15 protein-coding genes are annotated in these 17,704 nt (G+C 72.9%); 10 read left to right on the top strand and 5 right to left on the bottom strand.

All coding sequences use genetic code 11. The annotated features are described in order from the left end of the window. Positions 1–105: 105 nt before the first annotated feature. The gene (locus ACK8GG_RS18595; RefSeq protein WP_440356883.1) at positions 106–1,278 is read right to left on the bottom strand and encodes an ABC transporter substrate-binding protein; all 1,173 of its coding nucleotides are present in this window, start codon (positions 1,276–1,278) and stop codon (positions 106–108) included. 450 nt (positions 1,279–1,728) lie between these two features. Here ACK8GG_RS18595 and ACK8GG_RS18590 point away from each other — a divergent pair, with 450 nt between their 5' ends. The 4 genes from ACK8GG_RS18590 to ACK8GG_RS18575 are packed head-to-tail and all read left to right on the top strand — an operon-like array spanning position 1,729 to position 6,266. Continuing rightward, positions 1,729–4,833 carry a sensor histidine kinase gene (locus ACK8GG_RS18590; RefSeq protein ID WP_440356882.1) on the top strand — a complete coding sequence of 1,035 codons (3,105 nt, stop codon included), beginning with the start codon at positions 1,729–1,731 and terminating at the stop codon, positions 4,831–4,833. Further along, complete coding sequence (locus ACK8GG_RS18585; RefSeq protein WP_440349781.1) at positions 4,830–5,240, top strand: roadblock/LC7 domain-containing protein; 411 nt, start codon at positions 4,830–4,832, stop codon at positions 5,238–5,240. The genes ACK8GG_RS18590 and ACK8GG_RS18585 overlap by 4 nt, the downstream gene beginning before the upstream one ends. A gap of 59 nt (positions 5,241–5,299) precedes the next feature. Next, on the top strand, positions 5,300–5,662 hold the full coding sequence (locus ACK8GG_RS18580; RefSeq protein ID WP_440349780.1) for a DUF742 domain-containing protein: 363 nt from the start codon (positions 5,300–5,302) through the stop codon (positions 5,660–5,662). Continuing rightward, positions 5,643–6,266: a GTP-binding protein gene (locus ACK8GG_RS18575; RefSeq protein ID WP_440349779.1), complete on the top strand. Its 624-nt coding sequence runs from the start codon at positions 5,643–5,645 to the stop codon at positions 6,264–6,266. Before ACK8GG_RS18580 ends, ACK8GG_RS18575 begins: the two co-directional genes overlap by 20 nt. 147 nt (positions 6,267–6,413) lie before the next feature. On the opposite strand, the gene ACK8GG_RS18570 is transcribed toward ACK8GG_RS18575, so the two are convergent. Next, on the bottom strand, positions 6,414–7,565 hold the full coding sequence (locus tag ACK8GG_RS18570; protein ID WP_440352525.1) for a uroporphyrinogen-III synthase: 1,152 nt from the start codon (positions 7,563–7,565) through the stop codon (positions 6,414–6,416). Positions 7,566–7,952: 387 nt separating this feature from the next. On the opposite strand from ACK8GG_RS18570, the gene rplM reads away from it, so the two are divergent. From rplM to glmM, 3 genes are all read left to right on the top strand, one after another. Then, positions 7,953–8,396, top strand: coding sequence for a 50S ribosomal protein L13 (rplM, locus tag ACK8GG_RS18565; RefSeq protein ID WP_440349777.1), 444 nt, complete (start codon positions 7,953–7,955; stop codon positions 8,394–8,396). Between the two features lie 20 nt (positions 8,397–8,416). After that, the gene (rpsI, locus tag ACK8GG_RS18560; RefSeq protein WP_440349776.1) at positions 8,417–8,881 is read left to right on the top strand and encodes a 30S ribosomal protein S9; all 465 of its coding nucleotides are present in this window, start codon (positions 8,417–8,419) and stop codon (positions 8,879–8,881) included. A gap of 111 nt (positions 8,882–8,992) precedes the next feature. Further along, the gene (gene glmM, locus ACK8GG_RS18555; protein ID WP_440356881.1) at positions 8,993–10,351 is read left to right on the top strand and encodes a phosphoglucosamine mutase; all 1,359 of its coding nucleotides are present in this window, start codon (positions 8,993–8,995) and stop codon (positions 10,349–10,351) included. Positions 10,352–10,370: 19 nt separating this feature from the next. Here the strand turns inward: glmM and ACK8GG_RS18550 are convergent, their stop codons facing one another. Continuing rightward, on the bottom strand, positions 10,371–11,555 hold the full coding sequence (locus ACK8GG_RS18550; protein ID WP_440356880.1) for a pyridoxal phosphate-dependent aminotransferase: 1,185 nt from the start codon (positions 11,553–11,555) through the stop codon (positions 10,371–10,373). A 244-nt stretch (positions 11,556–11,799) separates the two neighbouring features. Between ACK8GG_RS18550 and glmS the strand changes: the two genes are divergently transcribed. Further along, positions 11,800–13,704 (top strand): glutamine--fructose-6-phosphate transaminase (isomerizing), encoded by a 1,905-nt coding sequence (glmS, locus tag ACK8GG_RS18545; RefSeq protein WP_440352528.1) that lies wholly within the window; start codon positions 11,800–11,802, stop codon positions 13,702–13,704. Between the two features lie 55 nt (positions 13,705–13,759). Here glmS and ACK8GG_RS18540 read toward each other — a convergent pair whose 3' ends face one another. Next, entirely contained in the window at positions 13,760–15,334 is a 1,575-nt protein-coding gene (locus ACK8GG_RS18540; protein WP_440352529.1) for an alpha/beta hydrolase, read from the bottom strand. Next, positions 15,334–15,630 carry a type VII secretion target gene (locus tag ACK8GG_RS18535; protein ID WP_440352530.1) on the bottom strand — a complete coding sequence of 99 codons (297 nt, stop codon included), beginning with the start codon at positions 15,628–15,630 and terminating at the stop codon, positions 15,334–15,336. The genes ACK8GG_RS18540 and ACK8GG_RS18535 overlap by 1 nt, the downstream gene beginning before the upstream one ends. A gap of 173 nt (positions 15,631–15,803) precedes the next feature. On the opposite strand from ACK8GG_RS18535, the gene ACK8GG_RS18530 reads away from it, so the two are divergent. Further along, the gene (locus ACK8GG_RS18530; RefSeq protein WP_440349770.1) at positions 15,804–16,172 is read left to right on the top strand and encodes a holo-ACP synthase; all 369 of its coding nucleotides are present in this window, start codon (positions 15,804–15,806) and stop codon (positions 16,170–16,172) included. A 43-nt stretch (positions 16,173–16,215) separates the two neighbouring features. Next, positions 16,216–17,703, top strand: coding sequence for an NAD(P)H-hydrate dehydratase (locus ACK8GG_RS18525; protein WP_440352531.1), 1,488 nt, complete (start codon positions 16,216–16,218; stop codon positions 17,701–17,703). The last annotated feature ends 1 nt before the right edge of the window (position 17,704 follow it).

The raw sequence follows: 17,704 nt of genomic DNA, 5'->3' as shown, positions 1-17,704 counted from the left end.
CCCCCGCCGCCGGCGCCCCCGCCCGGGCGGGGGGGGGCCCCCCCCCCCCCGCCCGCCCCCGGCGGCGGGGGGGCGCCCGCGCGGCCGCACCCGACGCCGCGGCTGTCAGCCGAAGGCCAGACGCCAGCGACCGCCACGGACCGAGAGCAGGGTCAGCGACTGCGGCATCAGCGCCGAGTGGTTCTCCGGCGTCAGCCGCAGCGACCCGGAGAATCCGTCGGCCTGCGAGGTCTCGAGCGCCCTGCGGACCTCTTCCCGGTCCGGCGCGGTGTCGTCGACCTCGGACCGTACGACAGCCTCGGTGAGCAGGGTCAGCGCGTCGGCGCCGTACGAGGCGAGCCCCGAGTAGTCGCCGAACCGGGTGCTGTAGTCGCGGAACCACTGCAGCCGCATCGCCTTGGCCGGGGTGGTGGCGACGATATCGTCGATCACCATCGTCTGGCTGAAGGCGATCGTCGTGCCGTCGGTGCCGGCGGGCTGGAAGAGGCTGCCGCCCGCGACCGGATCCAGCACGATCTCACCGCGGTAGCCGGCGCCGCGTGCCTCGGTGACGATGGCTGCCGCCTGCTGGGCGGAGGCGATCACCACCAACGCGCTGGGATTGTCCCGCAGGACCCTGCCGACCGGTCCGGAGAGGTCCTTCTCGTCCGACGCGAGTGTGACGACCTGGCCCATGCCCATCCCGACCCGTCCGGCGGCCTCCCGCAGGGCACGCTGCCCCTCCGCGCCGTACGTGTCGTCGATGCGGATCATGCTGAATGAGCGAACCCGCTTCATCGCCAGGGCGCCGAGGAGCGCCCCGGCGTTCTCGCGCGGGCTGGTGGCGATCTTGAATGCGAAAGGCCGGTCGGCGAGCGGGCTGGTGATGGCGTCGCTGCCGGCGAGCGCGAGGAGCGGAATCCGCTGCTCACCGGCGGCGGCCGCAGCCTTGATCGCGCATTCGTTGCAGCCGCCGGTGATGATGCCGGCGACCGACCTGTCCGCGGCGAGGTCGACGATGTTGCGCTCGGACTCTGTGGGGTCGGAGCGGTTGTCGCGGATGCGCAGCTCCACCGGGCGGCCCAGGCCGCCCTGCTCGTTGAGCTGCTCGACCCGGAGGGTGAGCGCCTGCTCATAGGCGCGCCCGGCCTCCGATCCGCTGCCGGAGAGCTCCAGGTCGACGCCGACGACAATCGGTGCCGCGTCCCCCGAACCCGTACCGAGCTGGCAGCCGGTGAGCAGTGTGGTTACCGCCAGCGATGCGACGAGGGTGAATTTTATGGTGCGGATGGGGCTCAACTGGATCCTCCAATGCGCGGCCCCCGGCGTTTGCCGGCGGCCGATGACGGCAGCAGCGTCCTCAGTAGAGAAAAGACCGCGGTTTGCCGTACGGTGTGCGCGAAGCGAGCAAATCCTTGCAATGGCCGGTACCGCGGTCAAGCGCGGGAACCCCCGAACCTGAGACGAACGGTCCCACATCTTGGCAGATCGTGAACCGTACGGAACGTGCACCTGGCGGGTCCGAATCCGTACGACCGCAACGAACTGCCTGATCAGCATCGTGTGGAAATGAAGGAATTCCTTGCCGGGAGTAACTGATGCCGTCGCTGCGGCCCTTTTCGGCCCTGTCGCGGCTTCCCAAAATGACGAGGTTCTGGTGAAATCGCGGCCGTGCCGCGTGTGGCGCGGTCCGCTGCACAAGGCGCGGGTTGGCGGGTCACGCGTGGGAGAGGCGACGGAGGCGATGTCGTGAGCGCCGGACCTACGACGCGGTCTGACCGCACAGGATCAAAGGGCAAGTGGGGTGGACTCCTGCCACGGTTCGGTGACGTCCGGATCAGATCGAAGCTCACCCTGATCCTCATCGTCCCGGTACTCGCCGTGCTCGGTCTGGCGACGGTCCGGCTCGTCGATGTCGGCCAGGAGGCCGCGGGCGCCACCCAGATCCGCACCCTGACCAGTCTCGGCCACAACGCCTCCGCGCTGGCCCAGGATGTCCACAAGGAACGGATGGCCGCTGCCGCGTTCCTCGCCCAGCCACGGGCCAAGGCCGACCCCTACAACCAGCGCATCCGCGACACCGATCGCCGGATCGAGGATTACGAGGCCGCGCGCGCCGAGATCGGCGCCGTGCCGGCGCTGGTGCAGGCGCGCTTGACGGTCATCGACGAGAACCTCGAGGCGCTGACCTCCCTGCGGCAGCAGATCCTGGACAACCGGCAGATGTCGGTCTCCCAGGTGATTCTCCGTTACGGCATGCTCTTCAACTCGCTCATCTCCTACAACGAAGGGCTCTCCCAGCTGCCCGGCGTGGACGAGCTCTCCGAGAGCCGCCGGGCGTTGGCGTCATTCGCCCTCGCCAAGGCGGCGGTCGCCGAGGAGGAGGTGACGATCTACATCGCGCTCTCCGCGGAGGGCGGCAGCTACGAGCAGTTCTCCACCTTCATGGCCACCCTGACCGGGCAGCAGGAGGCGATGCTGGACTTCACCCGCTCCGCCGATCCCGAACAGCGCGCGCTGGTCAGCGCCACCGTCGCCGGCGACGCGGTGGTACTGGCCGATCGGGTCACCAGCGACGTCACCCGCTCCATCAACGCCCCGGTCGGGCTCGTCACCGCGGCCGAGGCCACCGCCGCGGTCGGCGCCGTCAACGACCTGATGCGCTGGGCCGAGGTGCGGATGGAAGAACGGCTGCTGTCCCAGGTCGAGGCTGCCCGCTCCGAAGTGGTGCGCCGAGCCGGCATCGAGGCGATTCTGGTCGCGGCGACGCTGATCCTCGCCGTCGCGCTCGCGGTGTTCCTGGCCCGCTCGCTCAACAGCTCGCTGCGCCGGCTGCGCGAGGGCGCGCTCGGGGTAGCGAACAAGGAGCTGCCCGAGGCGGTCAGCCGCTTCCGTGACATCGACAGCATCGGCGAGGGTGGTGTCGAGGCGCTGATGCGCGACTTCGAGGACCCGATCCGGCTGGAGAACCGCGACGAGATCGGCGAGGTCGGGGACGCGTTCAACGTCGTGCACAAGGAAGCCGTCCGGGTCGCCGCCGAACAGGCGGCTCTGCGGACCAGCGTCTCGGCGATGTTCCTCAACCTGGCCCGGCGCAGTCAGACCCTGGTCGACCGGATGATCGGCGAGCTGGACCGCATCGAGCGGGCAGAAGAGGACCCGAAGCGGTTGGCCCAGCTCTTCGAGCTGGACCACCTCGCCACCCGGATGCGCCGAAACGACGAGAACCTGCTCGTGCTCGCCGGCGCCGACTCGGCCATGCCGCGGCGTGAGGACGCACTGCTGGTGGACGCCCTACGGGCCGCCCAGTCCGAGGTCGAGGCCTACAACCGCATCGAGTTCGGCACCGTCGACACCGACATCTCCGTCGCCGCCCACGCCGTCAACGACGTGGTCCGGCTCGTGGCCGAACTGCTGGACAACGCCACCCGCTTCTCGCCGCCGGACGCGGTCGTGGTGGCCGACGCCCGGCGGGTGCGCGACTACGTGCTGATCCAGATCGAGGACCGTGGCCTGGGGCTGACCGACGAGCAGCTCGACGCGCTCAACGAGCGACTGTCCGCGCCGCCGTCGGTGGACGTGATGGCCTTCCGGCTGATGGGCCTGGCCGTGGTGAGCCGGCTGTCGAACCGGTACGGCATCCGGGTGGAGCTGCGCCGCAATGTGGAGGGGGGCACCGTCGCCCAGGTGACGCTGCCGAGCTCCACCGTGGTGCTGCCCAAGGTGCGTGGCCGCGAGCAGATCCTCGCCGGTCCGCCCCGGCAGCTGACGGCCCAGCCGGAAGCTCCGATGGCAGTCGCTCCGCCCGCCGCTCCACCGGTCAACAGCGCCCGGCCGACCCTGCCCCAGCAGTGGCGGCAGAGCACGTCGACCCTGGCACGCCAGTGGCGCCAGGGCCAGGAAACGCCCGGTGGGCAGCCCGTCGGCGGGCGTGCCGAGATCGGCGAAGCCGCCGCGCCGGCACAGGCCGACTGGCCGGTGCGCAGCCCCGAGCCCGCCCCGTCGCCCTCCGTCTCCGCCCCGAAGATGGGCGGATACACCGAGGCGAACGGTCTGCCCCGGCGTACGCCCGAAGCGGCGCGGCCCGGCGCCGACGCCCAGGGGCTGCTCGCCGCGCAGTCACCTGCTCCGGCGGCCCCGGCCCAGTCGTTCGCTCCGGCCCCGCCGGCGCAGTCGTTCGGGTCGGCCCAGCCGGCGGCACCGGCGGTCCCGGCGCAGTACACGCCCCGCAGCACCCCGCTGCCCAGCGGACCCGTCGCCGGTCTGGCCGCCGCCTCCGCACCCGGCGTACGCCGCCCCGAGGAGCGCGCCGAGGCGCCGATCTTCCGGGAGATGGAGGCGGTCTGGTTCCGCTCCCACGGCAACGACTCCACCGCGATCTTCGAACGCCCGTCGTTCGACGATCCGCCCGCCCCGGCGGCCCCGGCCCCCCCGGCGTCGTTCACCGCGGCCACCGCGTCGTACGCCACGGTGCCGCCCGCCCGCCCGGCCGCGCCCTCTCCGGCGACCGCGGCGCACAACACCGCGCCGCCGCCGCCGAGCTACACGCCGCCTGCGGGCGGCCGGCCCGGCGCCGGACAGAGCTGGCGTACCGCGGCGGACGAGGGCTGGGCCCGGGCCTCCCGCGCCGCCGAGCCTGAGGTGACCGGAACCACCCGCAGCGGCCTGCCCAAGCGGGTGCCGCAGGCACAGCTCGTGCCCGGCGGTGTGGACCCGAGCGCGGCCAAGGACCGCACCCGGAGGTCGCCCGACCAAGTACGAGGTCTGCTGTCGGCCTACCACCGCGGTGTGCAGCGCGGACGGTCCGCCGGCGGCGACCCGATCGGCAATTCGAGCAAGGAGACGAGGCAATGACCAGGCCGGCCGCGATGCAGGACATGAGTTGGCTGCTCACCAATTTCGCCGACAGTGTGGCCGGGATCGCCCATGTCGTCGCCGTCTCGGCGGACGGGCTGTTGCTGGCCTCGTCCCGGGACCTGCCGGGAGACCGGGCGGACCAGCTCGCCGCCATCACCTCGGGCGTGGTCAGCCTGACCGAGGGGGCGGCCCGGATGTTCAGCGCCGGTGGGGTCCTGCAGACCGTCATCGAGATGGACAGCGGGTACCTCTTCCTGATGTCGATCAGCGACGGCTCCTCGATGGCAGTCCTCGCCGCGCGCAGCTGCGACGTCGGCCAGGTTGGCTACGAGATGGCGCTGCTGGTCGAGCGGGTGGGCGCCGCACTGGTGCCGCTGCCGAGGGACGCGGTGTCGCGGCCCTAGACCGAAACCGGTACGCGGCGTGGCGCGACCGGACCGCTTGTTGAGGAGGTGATCGCGGCATGGATCGACGCGACGATCCACGGGGGGCGCTGGTACGGCCGTACGCGGTCACCCGGGGTCGGACGGAACCCCGTCAGGACATCGCGTTGGAGGCGGTGCTCACCGCCAGCGTCACGGCGCTGGCGGAATCCCGGTTCGCCGGGCACGACAAACACCGCATCGCGATGGTCTGCGAGGGCCAGCCGCAGTCGCTGGCGGAGATCGCCGCCTACACCCGTCTGCCGTTGGGTGTTGCCCGGGTGCTGGTCGCCGACATGGTGGCCGAAGGCCTGCTGACGTTGCACGAAGCCGCTCCTGCCGAGGCGTACGAGGAGCGGATGGAACTGCTGGAGAGGGTGCTAAGTGGACTTCGCAGGCTATGACCCCGCCGGGGACCGCCGCGGGCCGGGAATCACCTCGGCGAAGATTGTGATCGCCGGTGGCTTCGGGGTGGGCAAGACAACCCTCGTCGGCGCGGTCTCGGAGATCACCCCGCTCCGTACGGAGGCGCTGATGACCGCCGCCGGTGTGGGTATCGACGACCCGTCCAAGGTGCCGGGCAAGGAGACCACCACGGTCGCCATGGACTTCGGGCGTATCACCATGGCCGACGATCTGATCCTGTACCTGTTCGGTACACCCGGTCAGACCCGTTTCTGGTTCATGTGGGACGAGATCATCCGGGGTGCGATCGGGGCCGCCGTACTGGTGGACACCCGGCGGATCGCGGACGCGTTCGCGCCGCTGGACTACTTCGAGAACCGCAACCTGCCGTACGTGGTGGCGCTGAACGCGTTCGACGGCGCCCCCCGCTACGAGCTGGACGAGGTGCGGGAGGCGCTCGCCATCCCGGAGACGGTGCCGCTGATCATGACCGACGCCCGGCACCGGGATTCGGTCAAAGAGGTGCTGGTGCATGTCGTCACGCACGCCATGCGACGGCTGCAGAACGATCACGGCCGGGGCTTTCCCGCTCCGGTCGGCTGACGCGCCACCGGCCGCGCTCCGCTGCGGAGCGCGGCCGGTGCGCGGGCCGACGCTGCCTGGCCGTCGGGCGGACGGCCTGGCAACGGTGAGCCGCTCTGCCACGGGCGGGTGGGTACCGGCCCGGGCGGCCGCTGCCGGTCTCGACGCTCAGTCAACGCGCAGCCGGTAGCCGCGCTTGACCACGGTCTGCACCAGGCGCGGGGCGCCGAGGCCCGCGCGCAGGCGGGCCACCGCCATCTCCACGGCGTGCTCGTCGGCGCCCGGCGGCAGGGCCCGCAGCAGCGCGGTGCGGGAGAGCACCCGCCCCGGCGAGTTGGCGAGGGTCCGCAGCACCGCCATCGGGGCGGGGGCCAGGGGGCGCAGCCGCCCGTCCACCACGGCGGCGTGTCCCCGCAGGGTGAGCAGGTGGCCGGAGACCTTGAGCGGCGCGGCCCGGGCCGGCAGCTCCGCGGCGATCAGTTCCGCCAGCGCCTCGAGCCGGGGCTGGCGGGGAACCCGGACCGGCACGCCGTGCCGGCGCAGCACGGACGCGGTGGTCGGCCCCAGGCAGGCGGCGAGCACATCCGAGCAGAACGCCTCCAGCACGAGCGCGGTCCGGTCTCCGGCGGTACGCAGGAACGCCGCCACCGCCGGCGCAGAGGTGAAGGTCACGGCGTCGACGAGCCGGGCGCCGACCAGGTCGACAAGGCGGTGCAGCGGTGCCGGGTCCTGCGGCGGCGCCCAGCGGTAGACCGGGATCTCCAGCACCTCTGCGCCGCCGGCGATCAGCTGGTCGGTCTGCTCGGGATGTCGTTCGCCGGGCAGCTGTACGACGATCCGCCGCCCGGGCAGCCCGCGCCCGCGCAGGTGCGCCACTATCTCGTCGCAGCTCTCGGAGGGCGGCGACCAGTGCGCCGGCAGCCCGGCCCGGCGCAGTGCGGCGGTGACCCGCCGGCCCCGGGAGACGATGTATGTGTCGTTGAGCGTGTTGCGCAGTGAGTCGGCGAGCCCCCAGCCCTGCGCCGCCTCCAGCCAGCCCCGCATACCGGTGCTGGTGGTGGCGAGCAGCACGTCGGGGGGTTCGCTGAGGCAGGCGCGGGTGACGGCGCGCAGTTCCGCGTCGTCGGCGAAGGGGACCATCCGCAGGGCCGGTGCCGCGACCAGCCGGGCGCCGTGCTGACGCAGTAGCCCGGCGAGGGTGTCGGATCGTCGGCCGGCGGTGACGCCGACGGTGAAGCCGACGAGCGCCTCGTCCGTCGTGGTCCCGCTGCTCCGCCCCGATCGACGACGTACAGTCGGCGGATCGGAACTCTCTGTCATGACGGCATAGCGTGCCGTTTTTCCGTTTCCTCCTGGCGTCCCGGGTGTTTCGGTCCTGCTAAGCGTTGTGCGCGCGAGACCTTCGCCCGTCGGCGCCAGGTGGCGGATCGCGGCCGGACCGCGATATGGCAGGGGCCGTTCGGGGTCGGCCTCGGTGGAGAGCTATCGTGTATGGCGAGGCCGACCCCGGGGCCGTCCCGGGCCGGGCGAGGATCTTCTCGCTGATGGCCGAACCGGGCCCGTTTTGACCTCACAGCCAGGCAGCGAGTATCGTTGCCTGCTGTTGTACGACATCCGAGGCGTGCCGCATGAGGTACGCTTGGTCGTTCGCGCGCGCCTGGTTTTCCGGCGTGCCACCCCAGACCGACGACGAGACAAGGTAGACCTGTGCGTACGTACAGCCCGAAGACGGGTGAGATCGAACGTCAGTGGCACGTTATCGACGCCTCTGATGTCGTGCTGGGCCGCCTGGCCACCCACGCCGCCACGCTGCTGCGGGGAAAGCACAAGCCGACCTTCGCGCCGCACGTTGACACCGGTGACTTTGTCGTCATCGTCAACGCCGGCAAGGTTGCGCTGACCGGCAACAAGCGGCAGACCAAGGTTGCCTACCGCCACTCCGGTTACCCGGGTGGTCTGAAGCAGGTCGGCTACGAGGAGCTGCTGAGCAAGCGCCCCGAGAAGGCCATCGAGCTGGCGGTGAAGGGCATGCTGCCGCACAACAAGCTCGGCCGCCAGATCATCAAGAAGCTCAAGGTCTACGCGGGTGCCGAGCACCCGCACCTTGCGCAGCAGCCGGTGCCGTTCGAGATCAAGCAGATCGCGCAGTGAGCGCGGGCGAGGGAATCAGCATGACTGACACCATCGAGACCGAGGCTGAGGTCGAGGTCGTCGAGGCTCCGGCGCCGGTTGCCCGCGCGCCCCGCAGCGACCGCCCGATCCAGACCGTGGGCCGTCGCAAGGAGGCCATCGTCCGGGTGCGCCTCATCCCCGGCAGCGGCAAGATCACCTGCAACGGCCGCGACCTCGAGGCGTACTTCCCGAGCAAGGTGCACCAGCAGCTGATCAAGGACCCGCTGGTGACCACCGAGAAGCCCGAGGCTTTCGACGTCATCGCCAACCTGCGCGGCGGCGGCATCACCGGCCAGGCCGGTGCCCTGCGGCTCGCGATCGCGCGTGCGCTGATCGTCGACGAGCCGGACGACCGTCCGGCGCTCAAAAAGGCCGGCTTCCTCACCCGGGACGCCCGCGTCAAGGAGAGCAAGAAGTACGGTCTCAAGAAGGCCCGTAAGGCGCCGCAGTACTCCAAGCGCTGATACGCGCCGCATTGCGCGTTTGACGGACGACCGGTTTCGCCACCACGAGAGGGAGGCGGAACCGGTCGTTTCCGTCTTCTGCTCCCGTCTACCTCTGGAAAGGTTCGCCGCATGGGTCGGTTGTTCGGTACGGACGGGGTGCGCGGGCGGGCCAACGCCGACCTGACACCGGAACTGGCGATGGCGGTCGCGATCGCCGCCGCGCACACCCTGGCCGAGTCCGACCGCAGCCACCCGCCACTGGCGGTGGTCGGTCGTGACACCCGGGCCAGCGGCGAGATGCTCGAGGCCGCCGTGGTCGCCGGGCTGACCAGCGCCGGCGCCAACGTGATCCGGGTCGGTGTCGTGCCGACTCCGGCCGTCGCCCACCTGGTCGGTGAGGTCAAGGCCGACCTCGGGGTGATGCTCTCCGCCTCGCACAACCCGATGCCCGACAACGGCATCAAGCTCTTCGCCTCGGGCGGGCACAAGCTCCCCGACGAGATCGAGCTGCGGATCGAGCAGGCGATCGAGGCGAATGCCGCCGCTGTCTGGGACCGCCCCACCGGTGCCGGCGTGGGCCGGGTGCACGACCTGCTCGACGGCGCCGACCACTACGTGAACCACCTGGTCGCCAGCATCGACGACCGGCTCGACGGGCTCAAGGTCGTGGTCGACTGCGCCAACGGCGCCGCCTGCGAGGTCGCTCCCGCCGCGTACGGGGAGGCCGGGGCCGAGGTGATCGCGATCCACGCGCAGCCCGACGGGCTCAACATCAACGACGAGTGCGGGTCGCAGCATCTGGACGCGTTGCGGGATGCCGTCCTGGCGCACGGCGCGGACCTGGGTATCGCGCACGACGGCGACGCCGACCGGTGTGTCGCGGTGACCGCCGACGGCGCCGAGGTCGACGGCGACCAGCTGATGGCCATCCTGGCGCTGAGCATGCGCGACGCCGGCACGCTCACCGCGGACACGCTGGTGGCGACCGTGATGAGCAACCTCGGTCTGCGCCTGGCGATGTCCCGAGAGGGCATTCGCGTGATCGAGACCCGGGTCGGCGACCGGTACGTCCTGGAGGAGCTGCGCGCCGCCGGTCTCGCCCTCGGTGGTGAGCAGAGCGGGCACATCGTGATGCCGGAGTACGCCACCACCGGCGACGGGGTGCTGACCGGGCTGCACCTGATGGCGCGGATGGCGCGGACCGGCCGATCGCTGGCCGATCTCGCCTCGGCGGTGGAGCGGCTGCCCCAGGTGCTGATCAACGTTCCGGTAGCCGACCGCAAGGTCGGTGCCGAGGCGCCGGCGGTGCGTGCCGCGGTCGCGCAGGCCGAGGCCGAGCTGGGTGAGACCGGCCGGGTGCTGCTGCGCCCGTCGGGGACCGAGCTGCTGGTGCGGGTGATGGTCGAGGCCGCCTCGCACGACATCGCGCAGGCGACCGCGGAGCGGATCGCCGCCGAGGTGCGCACGGCGAGTCCCGCGTCGGCCTGAGGGCCGGGGCCGGTCCGGTTCAGGCCGTCAGCCGGCGCAGCCGGTCGACGGCCTGGGCCAGGACCTCGGGCCGTTTGCAGAACGCGAACCGGACCAGTCGGCGGCCCGCCTCGACGTCGTCGTAGAAGACCTGGGTGGGGACTGCCACCACGCCGCAGCGGGCCGGCAGCGAGCGGCAGAACTCGATGCCGTCCCGGCCGCCGAGCGCGGTCACGTCGGCGGTGACGAAGTACGTGCCCTCCGGCGGCAGCACCGTGAACCCGGCGTCGGTGAGACCGGCGAGGAGCTGGTCGCGCCGGGACTGCATGCCGTCGCGGAACTCGGTGAAGTACCGGTCGGGGAGCCCGAGCGCCACGGCCACGGCCGGCTGCAGCGGGGCGGCGTTGACGAAGGTGAGGAACTGCTTCACCCGCAGCACCGCCGAGACCAACGGCGCCGGACCGCTGACCCAGCCCACCTTCCAGCCGGTGCAGGAGAAGGTCTTGCCGGCCGAGGAGATGCGCAGTGTCCGCTCCCGCATTCCCGGCAGCGTCGCCAGCGGCACGTGCGGGGCGTCCGCGTCGGTGAAGACCAGGTGCTCGTAGACCTCGTCGGTGACGGCGCACACGTCGTGTTCCTGGCAGAGCGTGGCGATCAGCGCGAGTTCGTCGGCGGTGAAGACCTTGCCGGTAGGGTTGTGCGGGGTGTTGAGCAGCACCAGCCGGGTACGCGGGCCGAAGGCGGCGCGCAGTTCGTCCGGGTCGAAGGCATACCGGCCGTCGGATCCGGGTCGCAGCGTCACGGGGCGCCGCACCGCGCCGGCCAACGCGATCGAGGCGGCGTACGAGTCGTAGTAGGGCTCGAAGCAGATCACCTCGTCGCCGGTCTCACAGAGCGCCAGGATGGTGGCGGCGATCGCCTCGGTGGCGCCGGCGGTGATGAGCACCTCGCTGCCGGGGTCGTAGTCGAGCCCCCAGAAGCGGCGCTGGTGTGCGGCGACCGCCTCCCGCAGTGCCGGGATGCCGGGACCGGGCGGATACTGGTTCTGCCCGCCCCGCAGCGCCTCGGCGGCGGCGGCGAGCATTTCCGGTGGGCCGTCGGTGTCCGGGAAGCCCTGGCCGAGGTTGACCGCACCGGTGGACACGGCCAGTGCGGACATTTCCGCGAAGATGGTGGTGCCGAACGGGCGCATTCGGGAAGCCAGGGGATCCGTGGTGGTCGTCACGTACCGAGACTAGGGCGCGGCGGCCGTGCGGGCCACGGGCGGGCTTTGCCCGGGGCGCAGAAGCTGCTCCTGTCGTGCGTTGCGGTGCAGGTCGCGGCGGGTGCGCCGGGGATCGTCCCCGCCGCCCCTGCTGGGACTGAAGGATGTTATGACGGTTTTGGCCCGAATATCGATCACGGGCCCTGCGCATTAGGCCGAGTTTCGAGCATTACCTCTGAGCGAAAGATGGGTTAGGCTCCCGAACATGTGTGGAATCGTGGGATACGCCGGGGCGCGCCCGGCACTGGAGATCGTTCTCGACGGGTTGCGGCGCCTGGAGTATCGCGGTTACGACTCCGCCGGGGTGGCCATCGTCTGTGACGGTGAACTCCAGACCGAGAAGAAGGCCGGTAAGCTGGCCAACCTGGAGAAGCTGCTCGCCGAGCGCGAGGCGGCGACCGACGGCGCCAACGGTCTCGGCATCGGGGAGGGTCCCACCGGCATCGGTCACACCCGCTGGGCCACCCACGGCGGTCCCACCGATCGCAACGCACATCCGCACCAGGCCTCCGACGGTGACGTGGCGGTCATCCACAACGGCATCATCGAGAACTTCGCCAAACTCCGCGCCGAGCTGGAGGACGCCGGCGTCCAGTTCCGCAGCGACACCGACACCGAGTGCGCCGCCCACCTGCTCGCCGCGGCGCTGACCGAGCTGCGGGCCGCCGGCGAGGAGAACTCCCCGCAGCTGCTGGCGAAGGCGATGCAGCAGGTCTGCCTGCGCCTGGAGGGCGCCTTCACGCTGCTCGCCGTCGACGCCGCCATCCCCGGCGCGGTCGTCGGCGCCCGGCGCAACTCTCCGCTGGTGGTGGGTCGGGGCCAGGGCGAGAACTACCTCGCCAGCGACGTCGCCGCCTTCATCGAGCACACCCGCGAGGCCGTCGAGCTCGGCCAGGACCAGATCGTGCTGATCACCGCCGACACCATCGAGATCACCGACTTCGACGGGCAGCCGGCCAGCGGTAAGGACTTCCACGTCGACTGGGACGCCTCCGCCGCCGAGAAGGGCGGCTACGACTGGTTCATGCTCAAGGAGATCGAGGAGCAGCCGCAGGCGATCGCCGACACGCTGCTCGGCCGGCTCACCGAGAACGGCCAGATCATGCTCGACGAGGTACGGATCAGCGACGAGGACCTCCGCGACGTCGACAAGATCTTCATCGTCGCCTGCGGTACGGCGTACCACTCGGGCATGGTCGCCAAGTACGCCATCGAGCACTGGACCCGCATCCCCTGCGAGGTGGAGCTGGCCAGCGAGTTCCGCTACCGCGATCCGGTGCTGGACCGCTCGACCCTGGTCGTGGTGATCTCACAGTCCGGCGAGACGATGGACACGCTGATGGCGCTGCGCCACGCCAAGGAGCAGAAGGCGCGGGTGCTCGCGGTCTGCAACACCAACGGCTCGACCATCCCGCGGGAGTCCGACGCGGTCCTCTACACCCACGGCGGCCCCGAGATCGCCGTCGCCTCCACCAAGGCGTTCCTCACCCAGCTCGTCGCCTGCTACCTGATCGGCCTGCACCTGGCCCAGGTGCGGGGGATCAAGTACGCCGACGAGGTGGCCGCGGTCGTCGCCCAGCTGCACCAGGTGCCGGAGAAGCTGCGTGAGCTGCTGGGCCGCATCGAGCCGGTGCGGGAGCTGGCCCGGGAGCTCAAGAGCGCCCCCACGGTGCTCTTCATCGGCCGCCACGTCGGCTACCCGGTCGCGCTGGAGGGTGCGCTCAAGCTCAAGGAGCTCGCGTACATGCACGCCGAGGGCTTCGCCGCCGGCGAGCTCAAGCACGGCCCGATCGCGCTGATCGACGAGGGCACGCCGGTGATCTGCATCGTCCCCTCGGCCGCCGGGCGCAGCATGCTGCACGACAAGGTCGTCTCCAACATCCAGGAGGTCCGGGCCCGCGGGGCGCGCACCATCGTGATCGCGGAGGAGGGGGACCGGGCCGTCGAGCCGTACGCCGACCACCTCATCTATGTCCCCCGCACGCCGACGCTGCTGGCGCCGCTGGTGACCACGGTGCCGCTGCAGGTGCTGGCCGCCGAGATCGCCGCCGCCCGCGGTCACGACGTCGACCAGCCGCGCAACCTGGCCAAGTCCGTGACCGTCGAATGATCCGCCCGCGGTGCTCCCGGCCCGGCGCCGGGAGCCGGGCCGGGAGCACCGCGGTTCAGGGCCGCCCGCCCAGGGCGATGCGGGCCATGGCATCCAGCGCCGGGTTGCCGGCGTTCCAGTAGCCGCTGTGCCCGTCCGGGGTGCTGGCGAAGGTCTGGCCCCCGAAGTCGGGGTCGGCCGGGTTGCGCCCGAACCAGAGCCGGTCCTCGCGCTGGCCCAGCCACGCCTCGGCCAGCGGCACGAGCGGCCCGCCCGCCGCGCCCACCAGGTCCCGCACCGGCCGGGCGTGCCGGACGGCGTCGTCGGCCGCCAGTGCGCTGAAGACCCGGTCCGGTTCGATCCGCAGCGCGGCGGCATGGTCCACGCCGACCCCGGGTGAGCCGACGAAGACCAGCGCGTCGGCGGCGAGGCCGTGGTCGCGGGCTGCGGCGCCGACCACCAGCGACCCGTAGCTGTGCCCGAGCACCGTCTGGTGCGCCGGCGGGCCCTCGTGGGTGAGGCGCAGCCCTTCCTGGAAGCGGTGCAACGCCGGCCCGGCCGCCGTGGCGTGCGCGTCGCGGGTCCCCTCGCCGAGGAAGTCTGGCGCGTCGTAGTCGAGCCAGAGCAGCACCGAGGTGCCGGTCGCCGGTTCCAGTTCGGCGCAGCGCACGGCGAGCCGCTCGGCGCGGGTCAGCTCCCGGTCGATCGAACCGAGCTCGGAGGTCATCCCCGGCACGTAGGTCACCACGTTCGCCGCCCGGTCCGGGTTGCCGAGCGCCACCACCGCCCGCCCGTCCCCGGCGCTCGCCAACCCGAGCAGGTACGCCCGCGGCGCTGCGTCGTCGCCGAGCCGGTCGGCGACCGAGGCCAGGCCGCGGATGCGGGCGTCGAGCCGGAGCAGCGCGGCCGTCTCCAGCGGGTCCAGCGGGGCCTGGGCGCTCAACCGCAGGCGCTGCTCCAGCAGCCGCCGCCGGTGCGCGTCGAGGAGCAGCCGGTTGGCCTGGTCCCGGGCGTCGGCGGGGATCCCGTCCAATCCGCCGACCAGCTCCGGCTCGTGGTTGACCAGCCAGCGCCGTTGCGCGGCGGAGAGCCCGTCCCACCAGAGCCGGGCCAGCTGCGGCGACGCGCCGGGCGGTGGCCGGTAGGACGGCGGCGGCGTCGACCAGCCGTCGGCGATCGCCGTCGTCAACGCCGCCAGCCGGGCGGCCGCCTCCCGGTCGGCGGCGCCGGCCAGGGCCAGCGCCGCGCCGATGCCCGCCGCCATCTCGGCGGCGAGCCGGCGGGTCGGCGGGTCGGCCCCGGGCTCGGCCCGGACGCCGCCGTCGCGGTCGAGGTGGATGCCGGTAGCCGGCTGCCGGGCCACCGCGGCGGTCAGCCGGGCCTTGGCGGTGGCGAGCCGGCTCGCGTACTCGGCGAGGATCTGGTCGACCTCGATGCCGAGGGACGCGGTGCCGGCCAGGTCCCGGGCGGTGCGGCCGATTCCGTCGCGGGCGGCGCCGGCGGCCGCGCCGGTCCAGTCGGGGGCCAGACCCGCGGCGACGCCGGTCACCTCCGCGGCCCGGCGGCGTAGCAGCGCGGTGACCGGCCGCCAGGCGGCCGCGGCACAGTCCCAGGCGCTCGGGCGCGCCGCCCAGAGCTCGGCGTAGCGCATCACCGCGGGGTGGCGGCGAGACACCCGGCGGCGTGCCGGTCCGCCTCCTCGTACGCGGTCGCGGCGCTGCGCACCGCAGCCGACCGGTCGGCGATCCGTGCGCCGAACCGGCCGAGGAGGCGGTGGGTCTCCTGCTCCAGCTCGGCCAGGGCGGCGACGGCCCGACCGGCCTGATCGGTCACCGTCAACCCGGGGACGCCGGCCAGGCCGTGCCCCAGCCGGTACGCGGCCTCCGCCAGCCGGCGGGCACACTCGTGCAGCCCTTCGGGGCGTACGCGCAGCAACTCCGGACCCATCTCGGCCCCTCCTTCGTCTCCCGGTCGAAGGCAGACGCTAGGCGGGCGGCCACGCCCTGCGGGTGCGGCTGTGGACGGTGGTCCCGCCGCGTCCGGCGCACCGTCCACAGGCATTGCCGACGGCGTGAACGGGGGACTAAAGTGCCCGATCCGCCGCCGGTAGGGTTGACGCCGTGGTGGTAGCTGTCGGTATCGATGTGGTCCTGGTTGAGCGTTTCACCCGGGCGCTGGCGCGTACGCCGCTGCTCGCCGACCGGCTCTTCACCGAGGCCGAACGGCTCACCGGTTCCGGCAATCCGCGATCGCCGGAGTCGCTGGCCGCCCGGTTCGCGGCCAAGGAGGCGGTGGCGAAGGCGCTCGGCGCTCCCGCCGGCCTGCGCTGGCACGACTGCGAGATCGTCTCCGATCCCGACGGGCGGCCCTGGCTGACCGTCTGCGGCACCGTCGCCGAGGTGGCGGCCGAACGCGGGATCCGGCGCTGGCATCTGTCGTTGTCGCACGACGGCGGCATCGCGTCGGCGATGGTGGTGGCGGAGGGTTGAACGCCCTCCGGGGCGGCCCGGCGACGACGAGCGGAGCGCGTGGATGAGACCGGCATGGCGGGTGGCGGACGTGCGGGCCGCCGAGGCGGCGTTGATGGCGACCGTGCCGCCGGGCACGCTGATGCAGCGCGCGGCGGCGGGGCTGGCCCGGCGGTGCGCGCTGCTGCTGGCCGACCGGGGCGGCGTGTACGGGGCGCGGGTGCTGCTGCTGGTCGGCGCCGGCGACAACGGCGGTGACGCCCTCTATGCCGGCGCCCGGCTGGCCGCCCGCGGGGCCGCGGTGGCGGCGCTGCCGATGACGCCGCAGCGGGTGCACGCGGGCGGGCTGGCCGCGCTGGTCGCCGTCGGTGGCCGGCTGGTGAGCGAGCTTCCCGAGTACGCCGACCTGGTCCTCGACGGGATCGTGGGCATCGGCGGCAGCGGTGGGCTGCGCCCGCCCGCGGACCGGATGGTCGCCGCCCTGCCGCTGCTGCGCGGCCGCGACGGCGTACGGCCGGTGGTGGTGGCGGTGGACGTGCCCAGCGGGGTCGAGGTCGACACCGGGGCGCTGCCGGCCGGCCCGGAGCAGGCGGTACGCGCCGACGTGACCGTCACCTTCGGCTGCCTGAAGCCGGCACTGGTGGTGGGGGCGGGGGCGGCGCTGGCCGGGGAGGTGGAGCTGGTCGACATCGGCCTGGACCCGTGGCTGCGGGCGGAGCCGGCGCTGCGGGTGACCGAGTGGGCGGATGTGGCCGGCTGGTGGCCCGTCCCGGGGCCGGAGGCGGACAAGTACACCCGCGGCGTGGTCGGGCTGGTCACCGGCTCGGCCGCCTACCCGGGGGCCGCGTTGCTCTCCGCCGCCGGGGCGCTCGTCGGCCCGGCGGGGCTGGTGCGCTACGCGGGCAGCGCGTACGCCGAGGTGGTCCGCCGCCACCCCTCGGTGATCGTCACCGGCCGGGTCGCCGACGCCGGCCGGGTGCAGGCCTGGGTCTGCGGGTCGGGGCTGGGTACGGACGCCGCGGCCGAGGAGGAGCTGCACGCGGTGCTGGCCGCGCCCGTGCCGGTGGTGCTCGACGCCGACGCGCTCACACTGCTGGCCCAGCGGGAACCGGGGGCACTGCTGCGCGGCCGGAGCGCGCCGGTGGTGCTCACCCCGCACGACCGCGAGTACGCCCGGCTCTGCGGCGCCCCGCCCGGGCCGGACCGGATCGCCGCGGCGACGGCGCTGGCCCGCCGCTGTGACGCCGTGGTGCTGCTCAAGGGGGACCGGACGGTGATCGCCACCGCCGAGGGGCCGGCGTACGTCAACGTGAGCGGCACCCCGGCGCTGGCCACCGCGGGCACCGGCGATGTGCTGGCGGGGCTGCTCGGCGCCCTGCTCGCGGCCGGGTTGCCGCCGGTGCGGGCCGCTGCCGCCGCGGCGTACCTGCACGGGCTGGCCGGGCGCCGGGCGGCGCGGCACGGACCGGTCACCGCGGTGGAGGTCGCCGAGGCGCTGCGTCCGGTGCTGGCGCCGCTGGCCGTCGAGGCGGCCACGGCCGCGCGGAAGTAGG

The organism is Melissospora conviva (assembly GCF_049523535.1).
Taxonomy (GTDB): Bacteria; Actinomycetota; Actinomycetes; order Mycobacteriales; family Micromonosporaceae; genus Melissospora; species Melissospora conviva.
This window is presented reverse-complemented; position numbering and strand designations above follow the sequence as displayed.

What these genes read in the sequence shown, in the direction of transcription:
- ACK8GG_RS18585 (WP_440349781.1), top strand. Translation starts at nt 4,830, where the DNA reads ATGACCAGGCCGGCCGCGATGCAGGACATGAGTTGGCTGCTCACCAAT.
- ACK8GG_RS18580 (WP_440349780.1), top strand. Translation starts at nt 5,300, where the DNA reads ATGGATCGACGCGACGATCCACGGGGGGCGCTGGTACGGCCGTACGCG.
- ACK8GG_RS18570 (WP_440352525.1), bottom strand. Translation starts at nt 7,565, where the DNA reads ATGACAGAGAGTTCCGATCCGCCGACTGTACGTCGTCGATCGGGGCGG.
- rpsI (WP_440349776.1), top strand. Translation starts at nt 8,417, where the DNA reads ATGACTGACACCATCGAGACCGAGGCTGAGGTCGAGGTCGTCGAGGCT.
- glmM (WP_440356881.1), top strand. Translation starts at nt 8,993, where the DNA reads ATGGGTCGGTTGTTCGGTACGGACGGGGTGCGCGGGCGGGCCAACGCC.
- glmS (WP_440352528.1), top strand. Translation starts at nt 11,800, where the DNA reads ATGTGTGGAATCGTGGGATACGCCGGGGCGCGCCCGGCACTGGAGATC.
- ACK8GG_RS18540 (WP_440352529.1), bottom strand. Translation starts at nt 15,334, where the DNA reads ATGCGCTACGCCGAGCTCTGGGCGGCGCGCCCGAGCGCCTGGGACTGT.
- ACK8GG_RS18535 (WP_440352530.1), bottom strand. Translation starts at nt 15,630, where the DNA reads ATGGGTCCGGAGTTGCTGCGCGTACGCCCCGAAGGGCTGCACGAGTGT.
- ACK8GG_RS18525 (WP_440352531.1), top strand. Translation starts at nt 16,216, where the DNA reads ATGAGACCGGCATGGCGGGTGGCGGACGTGCGGGCCGCCGAGGCGGCG.